This window comes from Glutamicibacter sp. AOP5-A2-18, assembly GCF_052446055.1.
In the GTDB taxonomy this organism is placed as follows: Bacteria; Actinomycetota; Actinomycetes; order Actinomycetales; family Micrococcaceae; genus Glutamicibacter.
This window is the reverse complement of sequence record NZ_JBQSVW010000001.1, coordinates 613,779-631,352: the sequence shown is the minus strand read 5'-3', so window position 1 is coordinate 631,352 and position 17,574 is coordinate 613,779. Positions and strand designations below refer to the sequence as shown.

Sequence of the window (17,574 nt, the reverse complement as noted above, 5' to 3'; positions counted from 1 at the left end):
ACGCTGCTCAATTCTGCCCAGCACCACATTGCAGCTAGCCGGGACGGAGCGCCCAGAAAAGACTGCATCAGATTCATGGACCGGTCACCGCAAAATGTAACAAGCTCAAAAATCGCTGAACATGCGGAAGAAAAACCGCTGCGCTCAGCGCGGCTCGCGTAGACTTCATCAGGTCCCAAGAGTATCTAAATTCTGAAGCATTTCTTCAGTACATCCTCTTGACCTCACGCAATGCGAAGATGGATTCATGACCGAAGACCTTGTTATCGGCGAAGATGGCCTCGCCCGCCCACAATGGGCAGCGTCCAACGACATGCTCCGTGATTACTACGACTCCGAGTGGGGCATGCCCGTAGACACCGAAGCCGGGGTCTTCGAACGCCTAAGCCTGGAATGTTTCCAGTCCGGACTTTCGTGGGCCATCATTCTCTCCAAGCGTGAAGCTTTCCGTGAAGCCTTCGCGAACTTTGATCCTGAAAAAGTCGCTTTGTTTACGGAGAATGACTTCACCAGCCTGATGGATAACGCTGGAATCGTCCGCAACAAACTCAAAATCCGGGCAACGATCGCCAATGCCGAGGCAACGCTGATGATGCGCGAAGAAGGCGGCTTGGCAAACTTCGTCTGGTCATTCAAGCCCGAACAGACACCCGCGCCACGTTCTTTTGATGAGATCCCAACACAGAGTCCCGAGTCCAAAGAGCTGGCTAAATCGCTGAAAAAGCGTGGCTTCAAATTTGTGGGGCCGACAACCATGTTCGCTCTCATGGAGGCGATCGGAATGGTCGACACCCACCTCATCGGCTCGCACCGCCGCAACAGTTCAGGCATCTGGACCGCGTAACCATGACACTTCGTCTTACCGTTTCAGGAATGCTGGACGTTACCCATACCCTGGCGGTACTAAGACTTCATTCGCTTCCGGGCCAAGAAGAAATAGATGAAGCGGCAGCGCAGGTTCACCGAATCTTGCGATTCGACGACAATCTAGTAGAAGTACACGTGGCGTTAGATCCCGACGCTGTCATAGTTCAACACGATGCGTCGGCTAAGCTGCTCCCCAAGCTGCGGTCAACGATTGACCATTGGTTCGGACTCAGGCAAGATACCTCGTCGGCCTACGCATCCTTGCAGACCTTGCCCAGCTTTGCGCGCCTGGCACAAGAATCTGACCACCTGAGGTTGATTAGCTATCCGACCATTTTTGAGGCCCTGGCTACCACCGTCATTGGTCAACAAGTTTCTTTAGCCGCCGCACGAACTCTTGCGGGACGATACGTAGAAAATTTAGGTGAATTACACCAGTCGGGACTACGCGCATTCCCCACCGCGCAAGCCACTGCTTCACTGGAGCCCGCGCAAATCCAGTCCATTATTCGTTGTCCCTTGGCGCGGGCAACAACATTGCATACGGTTGCCCACTGGTATCAAGACTTTGGCCAGCACCTCAACCATGACCACGAGCAGTTCCTCACGCAGCTACTCGCATTGCGAGGAGTAGGTCCGTGGACCAGAGACTACATGGCGTTACGAGGACTAAGAGCTCCCGAGATATTCCTTGATACAGACCTAGTCGTGCGGCGGGCCTTGAATAACTTGGGTGTCTCCGAGAATGAACTCAAGGACTTGCCATCCCAAGCTGGATACCTGGCCACGCTTCTGCTCTGGCACCACGACTCACGCCAACACGATTAACGAAAAAGGAACCTACCAAGCTGTGCAATCTTGGTAGGTTCCTTTTTCTGCGATCCGGATAGCTGAGCAGGCTACCCGATTCACTTTCCCCTTATTCGAGCCGGCTAAGCCGACAACTAGGCTGAGGCGAGCAACCTCAGGCCGTAGTGAACTGGCCGATAGAACTCGGTCAAGTTGATCGCTTCTCCCGACCACACACGGGAGAAGCTCTGAAATAAGCATAACCCGTCGCACCCTAATAACGTCAAGAGCTAGTCACCTAATATCTTAATATTTTTCTTAGGTAAGCATAACTAAGAATTTGACGTCACCGAAGACAGGTAGGAGGAGGGCAGACAGGGGCAACCGCTGATTTAGTCTGCGAAGATTTTTCCTACGTCAGTTCGCTTCTCAGCTTGGAAAGTATCTTCGGCACGACCATAGGCCCAATAGGCCGACAGGGACATGTCCCGTCGGTCCACGCCGCGCTCATCATAGAAATAGAGTCGTAGTTTTTTCATAACGTCGCGCTCGCCATGAGCAAACACCTGCACCCGGCCGCCTGGCCAAGGGTAGTCACGCACCGTGTTTTCCAAAACGGTGCTCGTAGGCGCGAATGGGGCGTTGCGATGCACCCAACGAACTTCAACACCTTCGGGGTGGACTAAGTCCAGCTCATCAGCCTCGTCAGCCACCTCGATAATGGTCACGCCCCGCATTTGGTCAGACATAGCTTCTAAGGCGACACTGATAGCCGGAATCGACGTTTCATCACCAGCGAAGAAGTGGAAGTCGAATTCTTCGCGGGGCACGAACTGCCCTGCTGGACCGCCAAAGCAGATTGACGATCCGATTTCAGTATCTCGTGCCCATTTGCCGGCCAAGCCCTCGTCCCCGTGAACGACGAAGTCAACTTCGATGGTTCCAGCTTCATGATCGCTGCGGCGCACTGTGTACGTACGGCGAACCGGCATATCCTCGGGAGCCAGCTTAGTGCGCAGCTCATCCAAGTTGTACGGCAACGGCAATTCAAGTTCTGGCTTTGCAAACAAGAATTTAACGTAGCGGTCCGTGACAGGCTTATCCACGAATTGCGCAAACCCCGGGCCACCAAGCGTCAATCGCACCAGATGAGGTCCGATGTGTTCGCGCTTGAGTACTTGCAATACAACTTGAGGTCGTGAAGTACGAGATTCGTTTTGCGTGCGTCCACCAGCTGGCTGAGTCATGTCAACACTCCCTGTCCGAATAAGAAAAGATACTTCAATCCTAATTGACGGGAGCCTCAGAGCTTATTTGGGGAAAGTCGTTGCACCTTCGAAAGCGCTCAGACCCTCACGTTCCTCAAGGCTTAGCCGCTGAACTCGTGAAGTAATCGGGTCAAAGTAGGCCAAAGTAGTCGAGGCTTTAACACAAAGGTAGTCCTCAATCGGATCACGGAATTCGTAGCAGATATCAAAGCTCGCTGGTTTGATGTTGGCGACCCACAGATCCACATTCACCGGGACGTTGCGGTACTCCAATGGCTTGGAGTACCGCACACGGTGCTCCACAACCAGAATTTGGATCCCTGCTGGCACCGCCGAAAAAATATCAGCCTTCGGCTCTACTCCAGGGGCACCAGTGCCGCCCGGCACACCAAAGCCTGCAATGCGCGCTTCTTCCATCAGCCTGATCAGGTTGACGTTATTAACGTGCCCATAAGCATCCATGTCGCCCCACCGCATGGGGACTTGTACGCGAAGTGCAGACTCAGCCACGACTTAAAAACTTCCTTCTACATATTCTTGGCGTCGTCATTGACGAGCCCAAGTTTTACCAGCTGATCAAGAATACGTGCGCCGTCAGGCTCATAGATCCACCGCACACCTGGTGTGGTTCGGCGTAGTTCATTGGAACGTCCGCCTGCGAGCACCGCTTCCGAAGGGGTGAGCTGACGGATCACTATCGCCCTGACAAGTTCAGGATAACGGCGTGCAAATTCGGCATAAATCGCCGGGTCATGCTGGCCATCATCACCCACCAGAATCCACGAAATTTGAGGAAATTCTTGAGCCAGACGGCGTAGCTGATCAACCTTGTGTTGCATACCGCTACGGAACCATGAACGTTCGGTCGGTCCCCAGTCCGTAAGTAGCAGTGGGCCTTCTGGATACAGGTTGCGAGACATGAAGCGTTGCAACGTTTGCGCGACATTCCATGCGCCAGTGGACAGATAGATCGTTGGCCCACCTGGGTGATCCTGCTGAACTTTTTGAAGCATCACAGCCATGCCCGGAGTGGCCACGCGGGCATGCTCGGAGAGGACAAACGAGTTCCAAGCCGCCAGCAAAGGACGCGGAAGCGCAGTGACAACCACGGTGTCATCAACGTCGCTAATGACACCAAATTTCTGGGCCTGATCAATCACCATGATTCGAGCGGTCGCCTGGTCGCCACCATGCGCGTGGAGGTGAACTTCATGCCAGCCTGCAGGTAGGTCTACTGCTAGCTTGACGTCAATGACTCCGCCTCGGTCTGCCTGGACCTCAAAACGTTGGTCCCCGACATCAATGCTTACCTTCCCAAAAGGAAGAATGGGTGAAATGAAATTGCGGAATCCGCGGATCCCGTCAGCAATCACCTGAGCCTGCTGCTGCCCAAATTCAAAGGCGCCCGGTCCTGCCAAGACCACTCGGGCCAAAACACGAATCCAGCCGTCCTCAGGACCGGAAGAACCATATCCCGTGTAGGGAAGGATGACGGCACCCTGACCTTTGGCCTGTGCACGCTTTGCACGCCAACCGTGAAATTGGTCTTCCAAGCGTGAGGCTACGTGACGAGTTCGCTGATCAGTCGAAATGTGACTCATGCTCACAGTCTTTCATGTCACCGGCCAAGCAAGTAAAAAGACAAGCCTTGAATCGCCGTAATTCACGGCCTCAAGGCACCCTTTCCGCTTGCTGATCTGTTTTGCGGAGTGCTCCATCAGGAATAAGGGTAGAACCCTTCTCCACTCTTACGTCCCAATAATCCAGCCTGAACTTTCTCCGTGATCAGCGGGTGCGGCTTGTCCGCATCCTCGCCTGTCTCGGCGTAGGTAGCTTGGGCAATAAAATCGATGACGTCCAAACCCACCATGTCCATGAGTTCAAAAGGACCCATCGGGTGCCCAAGAGCTGTCTTCGCGGTGGTATCGATGTCTTCGATACTGGCGATACCCTGCTGGGCCAGGTTCAACGCTTCAGCATTGATAGCACCCATCATGCGGTTGGCAATGAATCCCGGGATTTCCTTGTTTACTAGTACCGGTTGCTTGCCCAGACGGGTAGCAACATCCGTCACCGCTGACACCGTTTCGTCGCTAGTTTGTTCATTGCGAACTACTTCAACACACTTCATGACCAGCGCCGGGTTGAAGAAATGCATATTGCATACCTGCGCAGGTCGTCCGCTGGCCTGAGCTACACGCGACGAAGGCAGAGTTGAGGAATTGGTTGCAAGGATCGCGTGGGCTGGGGTGTGTTCACCCAGCGTGGCGAAAATCTGCTCCTTGATATCTAGTCGCTCTACGGCAGCCTCAATGACTAGATCCGCAGTGCCCGCGCTGTGCACTAAATCCGTACTTTCGCTCAGGCGTTCCAAAGCGGCCTGAGCATCTGCTTGTTCTAGCTTCCCCTTGGAAACTCGCGAATCGGCCCAAGATTCCAGTTCCTTGCGTGCAGCAGACAAGGCGTCAGCAGAGATGTCTTGAAGGATTGTCTGGTAGCCGCTCAAGGCACAACTCATTGCGATTTGCCGGCCCATGGTTCCGGCGCCGATAACCAAAATTCGTTCAATCGTCATTGATGCTACTTTCTTCGGCACTTCAGCGGCGACTGTCAGCCCCGCAGATATGTGGTGGTCGTGTGCGTGTAAAATTCGCGAGCTGCCGTTCCTTGTTCTTTCGGTCCGTATCCTGATGACTTGGCTCCACCAAATGGAACGTGGGGATCTGCGCCTGCTGACTCCGAATTTACATGCAATATACCAACATCCAGTGTCTGTTGAGCAGTCAGGGCCAACGCAAGATTACTTGTGAACAGCGCCAAGCTCAGCCCAAATTCTGAATCCTCGGCCGCTTCGAATACCTGCTCTGCGCCGCTGACCTTGCGCACCGCGAGAACCGGGGCAAAAAATTCCTCGCGCCAACTACAGTTCGTCCGGCCTGCTTCACCGTCCGGTAGCTCCAAGATGGTAGGTGCCAGATAATTACCAGTTTTTGGCGCTTTGCCTTGGAACCGCAGGATCGCGCCTTGGCTCAGAGCGCGGTGGATCCCCTCACGCGCCGAACTCGCAGCTTTGGCATCAACCAGTGGCCCCATATGAACATTAGGGTCCATAGGGTCACCGGTATTCCACTGTTCCAAGCGAGTGGTGAGCTTTGACATGAATGATTCGGCAATAGCTTCATCCAGAATGAGGCGACTGGTCGCAGTGCATTTCTGTCCTGTAGAGCGGAAAGCCCCGAAGAGCACTTCTTCGCAGGCTAGATCAAGATCAGCATCGGCAAGTACCACCGAGGCATTCTTGCCTCCCATCTCGGCCTGAACCGGGATGCCGCGCGAGGCGCCGGCGGCACAGAGCCGGCGACCTACAGCAGTTGATCCGGTGAAGGACAAACCATTGAGGTGCTCGTTGGCAATAATTCGGTCCCCCAACGCACCGGGACCAATGAGCAGGTTCAGTACTCCTGCTGGCAGCCCTGCATAATCCAAAGCTTGGGCCAGGCGCAACGCCAAAATCGGCACAAGGCTGGCAGGTTTAAACACAACCGTATTGCCAAAGACGAGTGCAGGCGCGATTTTCCAAGCTGGAATACCGATAGGAAAGTTGAATGGGGTAATAATGCCCACCACGCCCAGTGGCTTGTTGGTCACCAAGATCTGTTCCCCTGGGCGCGGCGATTGGAAAACAGTCCCGGCAACGCGTTCGGCCTCACCCGAGTAATAGGTGAAAATTTGGGCTGCGCGCAGTACTTCGCCGATACCTTCGGCCCGAGTTTTGCCTTCTTCGCTGGCCAGTTCCTCGCCGAATTGCTCGGCATGCTCCTTGAGGTAGCGCGCAGCCGCGGTGAGGAAGGCCGCACGCGTAGCCATCGGGGTTCGTGCCCAGCTTTTCTTCGCTTGGTGAGCGGCTGTAAAAGCTTCATCAACTTGTTCTTCACTGGCTGCACTGCCTTTGGCGAGTACCTGCGAGTTATCAGCAGCAGCGGACGAAACAATTTCTCGTCCCTTGCCCTCAACCCAAGTGCCATTGAGATACTGGTACAAGGACACCGGGGTGGAAGTTAATTCCATAGTCACATTCCTCTAGATTCTTTTTCAGAGCTCGGTTTAGCGGAAAGCCGGAACGCCGGTGAGTTTGTTGCCCAAGATCAGCGTGTGAACCTCATCGGTACCTTCGTAGGTACGTACCGATTCCAAATTGTTGGCATGACGCAACGGCGAGTAGTCCAAGGTGATGCCGTTCCCGCCAAGAATGGTGCGAGCTTCGCGACAGATCTTGATGGCTTCGCGACAGTTGTTCAATTTGCCCACCGAGATCATATGAAGATCCAAGTTTCCTGCGTCTTTGAGTCGTCCAATGTGAAGAGCCAGCAAGAAGCCTTTGTTTATTTCCAAGGCCATATCCACCAGCTTCTGCTGGGTCATTTGGTATCCGGCCAGCGGTTTGTCAAACTGCATTCGCTGCCGCGAGTATGCCAAAGCGTCTTCAAATGCGTCACGTGCAGCGCCCATGGATCCCCAAAGAATTCCATAGCGTGCCTCGTTCAGGCAGGAGAACGGGCCCTTTAATCCTTTGACGTTTGGCAACACTGCAGAGCTGGGCAAACGCACATCAACAAGGTCGATTTCGCACTGGATCGAAGCACGCATGGAGAGTTTTTGTTCAATAGGTGTCGCAGTGAAGCCTGGGGTGTTGGTAGGAACCACAAAGCCTCGGATCCCTTCCTCGGTCTGTGCCCAGATCACCGCGACGTGGGCTATATTCGCCAGACCAATCCACCGCTTGGGCCCGTTGATCACCCAGTCGTCTCCATCGCGGCGCGCAAAAGTTTGCATGTTTGAAGGGTCTGATCCAGCGGTCGGTTCAGTCAACCCGAAGCAACCGATGGCTTCACCGGCAGCCATCGCTGGCAGCCACTCTTGCTTCTGCTCTTCCGATCCATGCTTGTAGATGGCACTCATCGCTAGCGAACCCTGAACCGAAACAAAGGTGCGCAGTCCCGAGTCACCTGCTTCCAGTTCTGCCCCGGCGATGCCATACTCCACCGCTGACCGGCCGGCGCAGCCATAACCTTGTAGATGCATTCCAAGCAGTCCCAGTTTGGCCATTTCTGGAATGATTTCCACTGGGAAGACCGCGTCGTTGTACCACTGGGCAATATTAGGTTTGATGTGCTCTTTGACGAAGCCGCGCACCGTATCTCGAAGGGCCAGCTCTTCAGTGGAGAGCAAGGAATCAAAGTTGATCAAATCTGCCGGATCAAGGATATGTTCTGTGGTGGTCATTTTCTCTCCTCGGAGCTAAGCATGAGTAGGTTGGTCAAAGAGTTCTTGGTGTTGGCCGTGGGTTGGCGGAAGTCTGCGGTATTGGGCTGCGGAGCGCGAGAGACCGATGGGGCTGGATATCTGAGTAGTCCCTTCTCCGGTGACTTCATCCTTGATGACTGTCACCGGATCTAGGCCCAGCTCTTTAGCGAAGTCAATGGCTTCAGCAACGGAGTTGACCTTTCCTGCTGGTACCCCGGCATTCATCAGGCTGGCGGCCCAGCTTGCTGCGTTTCTTGTACTGGTGACTTCTTCTATGAGGGTTTTGAGCACCCCACGATTGGCCACCCTGGCTGAGTTGGTGAAGAACCGTGGATCCTCGGCGAGCGCCGGATCTCCGAGTTGTTGACACAGTGCAGCAAATTGCCGGTCATTACCCACCGCTATGGCTACTACCCCATCACTGGTGTTGAAGGTTTCATAGGGCGCAATGCTGGGGTGCGCGTTGCCCATACGTGCTGGCGCTTGGCCGGTGGCCAGTGTGCTGCTTGACTGGTTGGTCAGTCCGGCGAGCAATGATGAGAGCAAGTTGATGCTTACTCGCTGCCCTTGTCCACTACTCTCACGTTCGCGTAAGGCCAGCAGTATTCCGGTGACAGCGTTCTGTGCTGCCAGCACGTCTACCAGCGCTACTCCTACCTTGCTAGGCGTGGCATCTGGTTCTCCGGTGATACTCATCAGCCCACCGACGGCTTGGACCAGAAGATCAAATCCGGGCAGTGTGGCACCTTGTTTTTCACCGAATCCAGAAATTGAGCAGTAAATCAGTGACGGGTTCAGTGCTTTGAGCCTGTCGTAGTCCAGGCCGAATTTGGCCAGTACTCCGGGGCGGAAGTTCTCCACTAGGACATCGGCTTCCGCGATGAGTGCCAGCAGTCGATCTAGCGCAGCGGTGTTGGCAAAGTCGACAATGACTGCTTGTTTGTTGCGATTCACCGACCAGTAGTAGGTGCTGATGCCCTGGGCGTTGACCGGTGGAATCCATCCGCGGGTTTCATCGCCCGCGATGCTTTCAACCTTGAGGACGTCGGCGCCGAAGTCACCTAATGTCATCGTGCACAATGGCCCGGCAAGAATGCGCGAGAGGTCAACGACCTTGACTCCCTCAAGCGGTTGACTCACCACTTTCACCTCCGGCTCCGCTAAGTTGATGGTTGTTACATGTTGCATGCTACTCTATGTTGCGTAGCTCACTCATGGCAAGACTTAATGGAACTTTGCTAGGTGCAGCTAGGAAATTAGATCTTCAAGACGGTCCAAAAATGGCTGAGCTTCAAGGCCCGGAGTCCGCGAACAAATCGAACGGATCAGCATTTGCGCGGTACGCATGATGTGTCCACGCACTTCTTCGGCAGCGGCCGGGGCATCCTTAGCAAGGATCGCAGCCATAACCTGCTCACGATCCCCCGCTAACTCCTGACTGCTGCGAGCATAGGGCACGGTAGTTTGCCCATGAGCAAGCACTAAGTTGCGCAACTGCCCCACCACACTGTCCAGTTTTTTGTTGCTGGCTAATCCCAGCAGGTACAGGTGGAATTCTTTATCGGCCTCTAGGGTGGCCCTCCCGTCACCGCTCTGCCCAACCTTGATCATCTGCTCGTGCAGTTCGGTGAGCCGGGCACGGTCAGCGTCAGTAGCGTTGAGCACACCGCGCGCGGCAGCTGCCGGTTCAATGGCCAACCGCAATTGGAAGACCTCAACGATATCTTCCAAGGAGATCTGGTTGACCCGCACCCCGCGGTTTTTTGCCACAGTCACAATGCCTTCTTTTTCCAAGAGCTGCAAAGCTTCACGCACCGGAGTGCGTGAGACCCCGAGCTTCTCGGAAATGCCAATGGCCGAATAGTGCTGATCAGGGGCCATCTCCCCTGCAACGATGGCCGCCCGGATCATTGTGGTGACCTGTTCGGTCAGCGAGGCTTTAGGGGCAATCGGTTGCATGCTACTCATGAGCAGAAGCTTATCTTGATTCGTCTTGATCCTGACCATCTACTATCTGAACGTTTCCACGGGCACGATAAGCTGACACAGTGAGTGAGCAACAATCGATCCCTGAGAATTTTTTGGCCGAAGACCTGCGCCTGGCTGCGCTGGATGCAGCACGTAGCGCAGCTCCCCTACTGTCTTCTTCCTTTCGCACCGCAGTAAATGTTGAGCACAAAACCAGCACCCATGATCTGGTCACCGACATTGACCGCCGAAGCCAACAGCTCATCACCGATTCATTGTTAGCTGCGGTACCCGATTCGTGGGTGCTTGGCGAAGAGAAACTAACTACCACCTCCGGCCATAAAGCCGCAGGCAAGGTGCAGTGGATCGTGGATCCCATCGATGGGACCAGCAATTTTGTTCACGGCGTAGCGTTCTTCTGCATTTCCATCGCAGCTGCCCTTGACGGCCAGCTGGTGGCCGCGGTGATCATCGATCCAGTCACCGGCGACGAGTTCAGCGCGAACTCGGATGCTGCGATGCTCAACGACGTTCCGCTACGTCCGGGCACCCGCCCGGAACAATCTCGCGCCAATCTGATGACCGACTATCCCGGGGCAGAGTCACTGACTAAGGATGGCGACATCGCCTTGCAACTGTTGGGTCAGTGGATTCAAGATTTTGCCACCGTGCGCCGAAAGGTCAGCGCCGCTCTAGCCTTGGCTCACGTTGCCGCCGGCTGGTCTGATGCGACCATCGGCTTTGATACCAAAGTTTGGGACGTGGCCGCCGGAGCACACTTGGTGCGCATGACACACGGAACTTTCCGTGGGTTGGCCTACGGTGAAACCGGGTTAGCCGATCACGAGTGTCCCGGTTTTATCGCCCAAGGACCGGGCGCCAACTACCCTTCGCTAAATTCGGCAGCACAGCAGATTCATCAGTTGCGCGCCAGCACGGTGCACTAAAAATTTTCAGCGGCGCCAAGCGGTGCACAAAACAAAAGTGGTGGCCTACAACCGGTAGCTTTTGCTACGGGTTCTAGGCCACCACTTGATTGCCAGTACTACTCCCTGGCCGATGCTGTTTAGAGGTGAGTCGGGGCGAACATCTTCAGCAGAGTTTTGACCACGATGACGTTTGGTCCCTCTTCGGTAAGCGCCTGCTTGAGCGCGTCACCGATCTGATCAACTTCGACCTCACGCGCCGGAACACCGAAGGACTGAGCCAGTGCGACAAAGTCGGGCCGGACCAGCTCGGTGGCCGTAGCCTTACCAAAAGCGCCTTCCATGTACTCACGCAAGATGCCGTAGCCACCGTCATCAACAATCAACCAGGTCACTGGGGCCTGGTGTTGTTTGGCGGTTGCTAGCTCAGCGATGGAGTACATCGAGGAACCGTCACCGCTGACAGCCAGTACTCGTTGCCCGGTACCAATCGCGCCACCAATGGCCGAAGGGAAACCGAAGCCCAGACCGCCGGCACCCTGTGCCGAATGGAACTGGCCATCCTTGGCATCCCAGCAGCTCCAGCCCCAGTAGGCTGCAATGGTCATATCCCAGAAGGTCTGCATCGATGCCGGAACTGCGGCACGGATGTCTTCCATGAATTTTTGTTCTTTGCCCAGATCCTGAGCATCCAGGCGTGCCTGGATTTTTTCTAGGGTCTGCGCGACCACCTGCTGTGGTCGCTGTCCATGCCATGAAGCGCGCGAGGTGTACCCGGCATCCTTCAATCCCCGGTCCAGGAACTTCAGCGCTTCGCGGGCGTCGGCGCGAATACCAAGCGCAGGAGTATTGGACTCCAGAACTCGTGGTTCAGCGTCAATCTGAATCATCTTGCCGCGCGGTTCAAGGGTGAAGTAATTACTGGTCACTTCGCCTAGGGCCGAGCCGATGACCAACAATACGTCGGCATCTTCCATAACCTCGGTGGCGTGACGGTCTTCAACCCATGACTGCAAGGACAGTTCATGATTCCACGGGAAAGCCCCGTTACCGCCCGGGCTGGAAAGCACCGGCGCCTGCAAGGCTTGCGCCACGGCCAACAGTTCGGCCTGCGCACCGGCACGGCGCACACCACCTCCGGCGATAATGGCCGGACGTTGTGCATCGGAGAGCCAGTTAATTGCTTCGCGGATCAACTCTTCACGCGGTGGGTGCTCATAGGCTTCAGCCAAAGCATCCTGCACCGGTGGCACCATCACTTCAGCGAGCAGCACGTCCTGGGGAACTTCAACCCACACCGGCCCCATGGGCACAGTGATCGCACGCGCCCAAGCATCCTGAATGGCCGAAGGGATGCCAGAGGCGTGATGTACGGTCTGCTGGAACTTGGTGACGTTGGCCGCCGAAGCTTTCTGGTCATCGAGCTGGTGCAGCATGCCCTTGCGTCGTGCACCCAGTCCATCCAGTGGGATCTGGCTGGCCACAACAACCATCGGCACACCGGTGGCATAGGCTTCCTGCAGTCCAGCCAGCGAGGTTAGCGCGCCGGGGCCGGTGGAGAGGAACAGTACGCCCACCTCACCGGTAGCGCGGGAATAGCCGTCGGCTGCAAAGGCCGAGTTGTTCTCCACTCGAGAGGAGACAAATTCCAGGTTTGAGCGGGAGAGCGCGTCGAACAGCCCCAAGGCGTGCTGTCCGGGGATGCCGAACACGGTTTTAGCTCCCAGCGCGGTGAGGGTCTCAATGACCAGGTCGCCGCCGTTACGTTGGGGCTGTGTTGTCATTACTTGTTCAATCCCTGGTTGGCGCGGAAGTCGCTGATCAGGCTGATTAGGTCGTAGGTGACGTGGCTGGCGGCCACACCGGTCAGTTCGGCGTGGTCGTAAGCTGGGGCGACCTCAACAATGTCGGCGCCGACGATCTTCAGTCCGCGCAACCCGCGCAGGATTTCCAGTAGCTCACGGCTGGTGATGCCGCCGGCTTCCGGGGTTCCGGTGCCTGGTGCGTGGGCTGGGTCAAGTACGTCGATGTCCACCGAGATGTACAGCGGGCGGTTGCCGATGCGCGCACGCAGCTTCTCAACGATTTCACGCACACCCTGGTAGTACACGTCCGAGCTGGTCACGATGCCAAAGCCGAAGCGCTTGTCATCCTCCAGGTCCTTCTTGCCGTACAGCGGGCCGCGAGTACCCACGTGGCAGATGGCTTCGGTATCCAGAATGCCTTCTTCTACCGCACGGCGGAATGGGGTGCCGTGGGTGTACTCGGCACCAAAGTAGGTGTCCCAGGTATCCAGGTGAGCGTCGAAGTGCAACATGGCCACCGGTGCACCGGCATGCTCGGATGCAGCGCGCAGCAGTGGCAGTGCGATGGTGTGGTCGCCACCGATGGTGACCAGGGTTGAACCGTCAGAAGTTAGCTCCAAGGCTTCTTCCTGAATCGTTTCGATAGCTTCATTGATGTTGAACGGGTTTACCGCGAGGTCACCGGCGTCAACTACCTGGCTCTGAGCAAAAGGCGAGGTGTCGGTGGCTGGGTTGTAAGGGCGGATCAGGCGCGAGGATTCACGGACGTGGTTGGCACCAAAGCGTGCACCTGGACGGTAGGAAACACCGGTATCAAAAGGCACACCAATGATCTTGATGTCAGCGCTCTGGACCTGGTCCAGACGCGGCAGACGGGCGTAGGTACCGGCGCCGGCGTAGCGAGGGATCATCGCTGCATTGATTGGCCCCAGCTTGCCGTTTTCCTCGATGCGAACTTCTTTCATGCTCTTGCCCTCCTGGCACTTATTCGGCAACTGCCATAGTTGCCTAATATGAAACTTACGTTTCCCATTATGCTATTTTGTTGGCGAGGTCACGTCAAGACTCAGAGCACCAAAATAGTGACTATGACGTGAATTCCGGGGCAAAAGACAACAAAAGCCGTAGCCCTACAAGGGGCTACGGCAGCATTTGACGATCCTGAGCACTGAAGGCAGAACGTCTAAAAATTCTATTCTTGGCGAAGGTACTTCCTGGTGGCTTTGATCATTGCTCGATCCAGCTCGTGGATTGCCACGCAAAAGCCGGTGGAAAGAATGATAGATTTGAGCATAAGTTCACCGGGATCATCGGCCACGTAAACCAGCTGAATTGGACCCACAAGAACGAGAAGAACCATCGTCCAGACGGCATATGGCCAAGAAGTATGGGCTTGAGCCATTTGAGGGAAGCGTGCACGCCGCCGGATGGTGCGCATTCCGATTATCACAATCACCACAGCGATGATGACCGCGCCGATGAAAAAGAAGTTGCGCTGGGTACGAATCCACGTCAAGGTGGTGCCCGCGAGTAAACCAAGGAACACCGAAGCCCACCAGCCGATAGAGCGTAGCTGGTTCTGGGTGCCAGTTGTTTCGCTAGTACTCACGCCACTCCTATCGCTCGCCGCACCATGTGCGTACGGTGAACACACCTTTTTAGAATACGCGCTTGAACGCATCGGCACGAGTAAGGCTCCCCGGTTAGAGGATCAAGGTCCACGTCACCAAGGCCACTTCATCGGCTTCATTTTCCCAGCTATGCGGCTCGCGCCCTGGGAAGGTCATAGTGTCTCCGGCTTGGAGTTCAACGCGTTGATCCGGCAACACTAAAGTGAACCTCCCCGAGATCACATGCAAAACTTCCAGTTCACAGTCCACCGAATACAGTTCGGCTTCACCAACACCCTTGGGCGCGATTTCAGCGCGAATCATCTGAACCCGCCTTTCGCTACGCGGTGTCACCAATTGCTCAGTGATTCCTTCTCCGCCTAGGGACACCCGTGGCGCTTCGGCCAATCGCACCAACATCGTTTCAGGCACTTCAAATAGCGTTCCCACTTCAATGCCCAGCACTTCGCATAGTTTCAGCAGCGTTGAAACCGAAGGGCTGGTCAGATCTCGCTCAACACGCGAGAGAAAGCCCTTGGTCAATCCGGACAGTTCAGCAACCTGGTCGATGGTCATCCGCTGCCTTTGGCGCACCCCGCGTAGCCGTGAACCAATATTGATTGCAGCACCGGTTGATTCCACGGGCAGGGTCTTCATATTTTTGCTCCATCGCCTCTGTTGTTCCGACGCACTAGGCGTCTTCCTGCCATTTGCCTAAGTCAGCAGGCAGGTTTACCAATAGTAAACAGACCCTAGCTGGGGTGCGTCAAATATGTCGCACACCACAACAACTGCTGTTCGCTGAGCAGCCGGCTGATTACACTCGGCATATGATGAACAGCAAAGAGCTTTTGCGTGAATACCTCAACGACGCCCGCAACGCGGTGATCTATAAAGCTCAGGGACTGAGCGATCACTTGGCCCGCAAGCCACTGACGCCCACCGGCACGCATGTTCTTGGCGTAGTACATCACTTGGCCATCACCGAATACGGATACTTCGGCCAGTGCCTGGGCCGAGAAATCAACAACCCCTATGTGCAAGAACTCACGGACTCCGACGATCCGCAAGCCGACTTTTTACCGCCGGCACACTTCACCGCCGGCGACATCATTGATTTTTATCAACAGGCGGTCGCATTCTGCGAACAGAGCATCGCGTCCCTGCCATTGGATGCACCGGCCGAAGTGCCATGGTGGATTCGCCGCCGGCACACCACCTTGGAACAGCTCATGATTCATATGATCGCTGAAACCTCCCGGCACGCCGGGCACCTTGATATCGTGCGCGAACAGCTTGATGGCTTCACCGGTCTTCGCCCCGAAGCTCCCAACCTTCCCCCGTATTCCACAACCCAGTGGGAACAGCAGTACACGAAGATCAACCAGCTGTCCCAGACGCTAGACGCTGGGTCCAGCGCGGATGAAGGAAATATTTCAGGCTAGGACTTCACTGGCTTACTTGCACGGGAGTAGCATCGCAAGTGTTGCTTCACGAGACACGGCGTAAAGCTCCGACTTGCCGTGCACCAACCCCAGATTCATGGGTGGTTCGGATGACGAAGCGGTCCGTTCACAATTTTGTGGCCGGGCAAGAACTCAGTGAGAGCGCATCCCATGGCATATTCCGTCCTGCCCATCATCGACCGCCAAACCGGACAAGTTCAGTTCAAGGTCCAGGGCCAATGGCACATTCGATACGTGTGCGATCCAGCTCGCTTAGAATTGCTCATCGCCCGATCCGCGCGCCGCCCGATCTTTGAACCGGCGACCTCGCAGCTAGTACTTTCCATTGCTAGCTCCGGTCAGCCCGAGGGGCAGAGCATCGCTTTTAGTCTTGCCAAATTCCCAAGTCTGAGACCGCTGTCTAAACTGGGTAGCTGATCCGTTATCTGCCAAGAGAGCTGTATTCGTGATGCCGAACCAGTCAGCAACCGAACCTACCCGCGCCCAAATCCAACGTTGGCGCAAGTATCTGGCCGACGAGGTCGCTGAAGGTGCCATCTATCGGACCCTAGCCCAAAAGAAAACTGGGCAAGAGAAGCAAATCCTTCTAGGTCTGGCCGCGGCCGAAGCACGCCATGAGGAACACTGGCGACAAAAACTAGGTGTCCACGCCAAGACGGTCCGCCCCTCCTTGAGGCGCACCATCTTGCGTTTTTTGGCGCTTAGCTTCGGTTCGGTGTTCGTTTTGGCTATGGCACAGCGCTCTGAGAGCAGCTCCCCCTACCGCGATGATCAGGACGCGACCGCGCAAATGGCCGCCGACGAAGAGGTCCACGAAGAGGTAGTGCGTGCTTTGGCCACCGCCGGTCGCGCTCAGCTTTCGGGCAACTTCCGCGCCGCCGTATTTGGCGCCAATGACGGTCTAGTCTCCAACTTGGCGCTCATCATGGGTATTGGCGCCACCGGCGTTTCTTCCACTTTTGTCTTGTTCTCCGGCATTGCCGGGCTGCTGGCCGGAGCATTATCGATGGCCGCTGGCGAATTTGTTTCCGTGCGTTCTCAACGAGAGTTACTCACCGCATCCCGGCCTACCCAGGTCACGCTCACCGCGGCCCCCGATCTGAATCTGGATGCCAACGAGTTGGTACTGATTTACAAGGCTCGCGGAATGAACGATGAAGATGCTGAGCATCGCGCTGCCGAACGCATGGGCCTCTTCACCTGTGATTGCAACCCAGCCTTCTCGCTGAACCCGGAAGAACGGTCCGAAGAGCTGGAAAATGAACATGAGGAGCTCGGCTCGGCCACCGGCGCCGCCGGCACCTCGTTCCTGCTCTTCGCTTCCGGTGCGGTCATCCCGATCCTGCCGTATATCTTCGGCATGAGCGGCCTGCCTGCCGTGATCCTCTCGGTGGCCCTAGTCGGAATTGCTTTGATGCTCACCGGCGCTATCGTAGGTCTCCTCTCCGGAGCGTCCCCGATGAAGCGTGGGCTGCGCCAACTAGCCATCGGCTGGGGAGCTGCGGCAGTGACCTACTGCTTGGGACTCATCTTCGACGTACAGCTGGGCTAGAGCCAAGGAATTATTTGTC

General features: G+C 55.9%; 18 protein-coding genes and 1 riboswitch. Of the genes, 6 read left to right on the top strand and 12 right to left on the bottom strand.

Going from position 1 to position 17,574, the window contains the following annotated elements; genetic code table 11:
• The first annotated feature begins 247 nt into the window (after window positions 1–247).
• Together ACT3RW_RS03080 and ACT3RW_RS03075 are read left to right on the top strand one after the other, a co-directional pair.
• Complete coding sequence (locus ACT3RW_RS03080; RefSeq protein ID WP_444612774.1) at window positions 248–844, top strand: DNA-3-methyladenine glycosylase I; 597 nt, start codon at window positions 248–250, stop codon at window positions 842–844.
• Between the two features lie 2 nt (window positions 845–846).
• Window positions 847–1,695, top strand: a complete 849-nt coding sequence (locus tag ACT3RW_RS03075; RefSeq protein ID WP_444612773.1) for a DNA-3-methyladenine glycosylase family protein — start codon at window positions 847–849, stop codon at window positions 1,693–1,695.
• Window positions 1,696–2,048: 353 nt separating this feature from the next.
• Here ACT3RW_RS03075 and ACT3RW_RS03070 read toward each other — a convergent pair whose 3' ends face one another.
• The 8 genes from ACT3RW_RS03070 to ACT3RW_RS03035 all read right to left on the bottom strand — a co-directional run bounded on the left by ACT3RW_RS03070 (window position 2,049) and on the right by ACT3RW_RS03035 (window position 10,196).
• Window positions 2,049–2,903: a siderophore-interacting protein gene (locus ACT3RW_RS03070; RefSeq protein WP_444612772.1), complete on the bottom strand. Its 855-nt coding sequence runs from the start codon at window positions 2,901–2,903 to the stop codon at window positions 2,049–2,051.
• A 63-nt stretch (window positions 2,904–2,966) separates the two neighbouring features.
• Window positions 2,967–3,434, bottom strand: a complete 468-nt coding sequence (locus ACT3RW_RS03065; protein ID WP_131090300.1) for an acyl-CoA thioesterase — start codon at window positions 3,432–3,434, stop codon at window positions 2,967–2,969.
• A gap of 17 nt (window positions 3,435–3,451) precedes the next feature.
• Window positions 3,452–4,525, bottom strand: coding sequence for an App1 family protein (locus ACT3RW_RS03060; protein ID WP_262198360.1), 1,074 nt, complete (start codon window positions 4,523–4,525; stop codon window positions 3,452–3,454).
• Window positions 4,526–4,641: 116 nt separating this feature from the next.
• Window positions 4,642–5,499, bottom strand: coding sequence for a 3-hydroxyacyl-CoA dehydrogenase family protein (locus ACT3RW_RS03055; protein ID WP_262198362.1), 858 nt, complete (start codon window positions 5,497–5,499; stop codon window positions 4,642–4,644).
• 35 nt (window positions 5,500–5,534) lie between these two features.
• Entirely contained in the window at window positions 5,535–6,992 is a 1,458-nt protein-coding gene (locus ACT3RW_RS03050; protein WP_444612771.1) for an aldehyde dehydrogenase family protein, read from the bottom strand.
• A gap of 36 nt (window positions 6,993–7,028) precedes the next feature.
• On the bottom strand, window positions 7,029–8,207 hold the full coding sequence (locus ACT3RW_RS03045) for an acyl-CoA dehydrogenase family protein (RefSeq protein ID WP_444612770.1): 1,179 nt from the start codon (window positions 8,205–8,207) through the stop codon (window positions 7,029–7,031).
• A 15-nt stretch (window positions 8,208–8,222) separates the two neighbouring features.
• Window positions 8,223–9,368: a CaiB/BaiF CoA transferase family protein gene (locus tag ACT3RW_RS03040; RefSeq protein WP_444612769.1), complete on the bottom strand. Its 1,146-nt coding sequence runs from the start codon at window positions 9,366–9,368 to the stop codon at window positions 8,223–8,225.
• A 108-nt stretch (window positions 9,369–9,476) separates the two neighbouring features.
• Complete coding sequence (locus ACT3RW_RS03035) at window positions 9,477–10,196, bottom strand: GntR family transcriptional regulator (protein ID WP_444612768.1); 720 nt, start codon at window positions 10,194–10,196, stop codon at window positions 9,477–9,479.
• Between the two features lie 80 nt (window positions 10,197–10,276).
• On the opposite strand from ACT3RW_RS03035, the gene ACT3RW_RS03030 reads away from it, so the two are divergent.
• A complete protein-coding gene (locus ACT3RW_RS03030; protein ID WP_444612767.1) occupies window positions 10,277–11,143 on the top strand; it encodes an inositol monophosphatase family protein in 867 nt (288 codons plus the stop codon).
• Window positions 11,144–11,262: 119 nt separating this feature from the next.
• Here ACT3RW_RS03030 and ACT3RW_RS03025 read toward each other — a convergent pair whose 3' ends face one another.
• From ACT3RW_RS03025 to ACT3RW_RS03010, 4 genes are all read right to left on the bottom strand, one after another.
• A complete protein-coding gene (locus ACT3RW_RS03025) occupies window positions 11,263–12,906 on the bottom strand; it encodes a thiamine pyrophosphate-binding protein (RefSeq protein ID WP_131090308.1) in 1,644 nt (547 codons plus the stop codon).
• Complete coding sequence (gene speB / locus ACT3RW_RS03020) at window positions 12,906–13,892, bottom strand: agmatinase (protein ID WP_444612766.1); 987 nt, start codon at window positions 13,890–13,892, stop codon at window positions 12,906–12,908. The genes ACT3RW_RS03025 and speB overlap by 1 nt, the downstream gene beginning before the upstream one ends.
• Before the next feature lie 227 nt (window positions 13,893–14,119).
• Entirely contained in the window at window positions 14,120–14,536 is a 417-nt protein-coding gene (locus ACT3RW_RS03015) for a hypothetical protein (RefSeq protein WP_444612765.1), read from the bottom strand.
• Between the two features lie 94 nt (window positions 14,537–14,630).
• The gene (locus tag ACT3RW_RS03010; protein WP_131090311.1) at window positions 14,631–15,194 is read right to left on the bottom strand and encodes a helix-turn-helix domain-containing protein; all 564 of its coding nucleotides are present in this window, start codon (window positions 15,192–15,194) and stop codon (window positions 14,631–14,633) included.
• A gap of 173 nt (window positions 15,195–15,367) precedes the next feature.
• On the opposite strand from ACT3RW_RS03010, the gene ACT3RW_RS03005 reads away from it, so the two are divergent.
• The 3 genes from ACT3RW_RS03005 (at window position 15,368) to ACT3RW_RS02995 (ending at window position 17,555) form a co-directional block, all read left to right on the top strand.
• The gene (locus ACT3RW_RS03005; protein WP_444612764.1) at window positions 15,368–15,982 is read left to right on the top strand and encodes a DinB family protein; all 615 of its coding nucleotides are present in this window, start codon (window positions 15,368–15,370) and stop codon (window positions 15,980–15,982) included.
• Window positions 15,983–16,026: 44 nt separating this feature from the next.
• Window positions 16,027–16,140, top strand: a riboswitch (SAM riboswitch).
• A gap of 13 nt (window positions 16,141–16,153) precedes the next feature.
• Window positions 16,154–16,420 (top strand): hypothetical protein, encoded by a 267-nt coding sequence (locus tag ACT3RW_RS03000; RefSeq protein ID WP_262198378.1) that lies wholly within the window; start codon window positions 16,154–16,156, stop codon window positions 16,418–16,420.
• 31 nt (window positions 16,421–16,451) lie between these two features.
• Window positions 16,452–17,555 (top strand): VIT1/CCC1 transporter family protein, encoded by a 1,104-nt coding sequence (locus ACT3RW_RS02995; protein WP_131090314.1) that lies wholly within the window; start codon window positions 16,452–16,454, stop codon window positions 17,553–17,555.
• Window positions 17,556–17,574: the final 19 nt, after the last annotated feature.

What these genes read in the sequence shown, in the direction of transcription:
- ACT3RW_RS03005 (WP_444612764.1), top strand. Translation starts at nt 15,368, where the DNA reads ATGATGAACAGCAAAGAGCTTTTGCGTGAATACCTCAACGACGCCCGC.
- speB (WP_444612766.1), bottom strand. Translation starts at nt 13,892, where the DNA reads ATGAAAGAAGTTCGCATCGAGGAAAACGGCAAGCTGGGGCCAATCAAT.
- ACT3RW_RS03000 (WP_262198378.1), top strand. Translation starts at nt 16,154, where the DNA reads ATGGCATATTCCGTCCTGCCCATCATCGACCGCCAAACCGGACAAGTT.
- ACT3RW_RS03070 (WP_444612772.1), bottom strand. Translation starts at nt 2,903, where the DNA reads ATGACTCAGCCAGCTGGTGGACGCACGCAAAACGAATCTCGTACTTCA.
- ACT3RW_RS02995 (WP_131090314.1), top strand. Translation starts at nt 16,452, where the DNA reads ATGCCGAACCAGTCAGCAACCGAACCTACCCGCGCCCAAATCCAACGT.
- ACT3RW_RS03010 (WP_131090311.1), bottom strand. Translation starts at nt 15,194, where the DNA reads ATGAAGACCCTGCCCGTGGAATCAACCGGTGCTGCAATCAATATTGGT.
- ACT3RW_RS03075 (WP_444612773.1), top strand. Translation starts at nt 847, where the DNA reads ATGACACTTCGTCTTACCGTTTCAGGAATGCTGGACGTTACCCATACC.
- ACT3RW_RS03045 (WP_444612770.1), bottom strand. Translation starts at nt 8,207, where the DNA reads ATGACCACCACAGAACATATCCTTGATCCGGCAGATTTGATCAACTTT.
- ACT3RW_RS03035 (WP_444612768.1), bottom strand. Translation starts at nt 10,196, where the DNA reads ATGAGTAGCATGCAACCGATTGCCCCTAAAGCCTCGCTGACCGAACAG.
- ACT3RW_RS03025 (WP_131090308.1), bottom strand. Translation starts at nt 12,906, where the DNA reads ATGACAACACAGCCCCAACGTAACGGCGGCGACCTGGTCATTGAGACC.
- ACT3RW_RS03060 (WP_262198360.1), bottom strand. Translation starts at nt 4,525, where the DNA reads ATGAGTCACATTTCGACTGATCAGCGAACTCGTCACGTAGCCTCACGC.
- ACT3RW_RS03080 (WP_444612774.1), top strand. Translation starts at nt 248, where the DNA reads ATGACCGAAGACCTTGTTATCGGCGAAGATGGCCTCGCCCGCCCACAA.
- ACT3RW_RS03055 (WP_262198362.1), bottom strand. Translation starts at nt 5,499, where the DNA reads ATGACGATTGAACGAATTTTGGTTATCGGCGCCGGAACCATGGGCCGG.
- ACT3RW_RS03050 (WP_444612771.1), bottom strand. Translation starts at nt 6,992, where the DNA reads ATGGAATTAACTTCCACCCCGGTGTCCTTGTACCAGTATCTCAATGGC.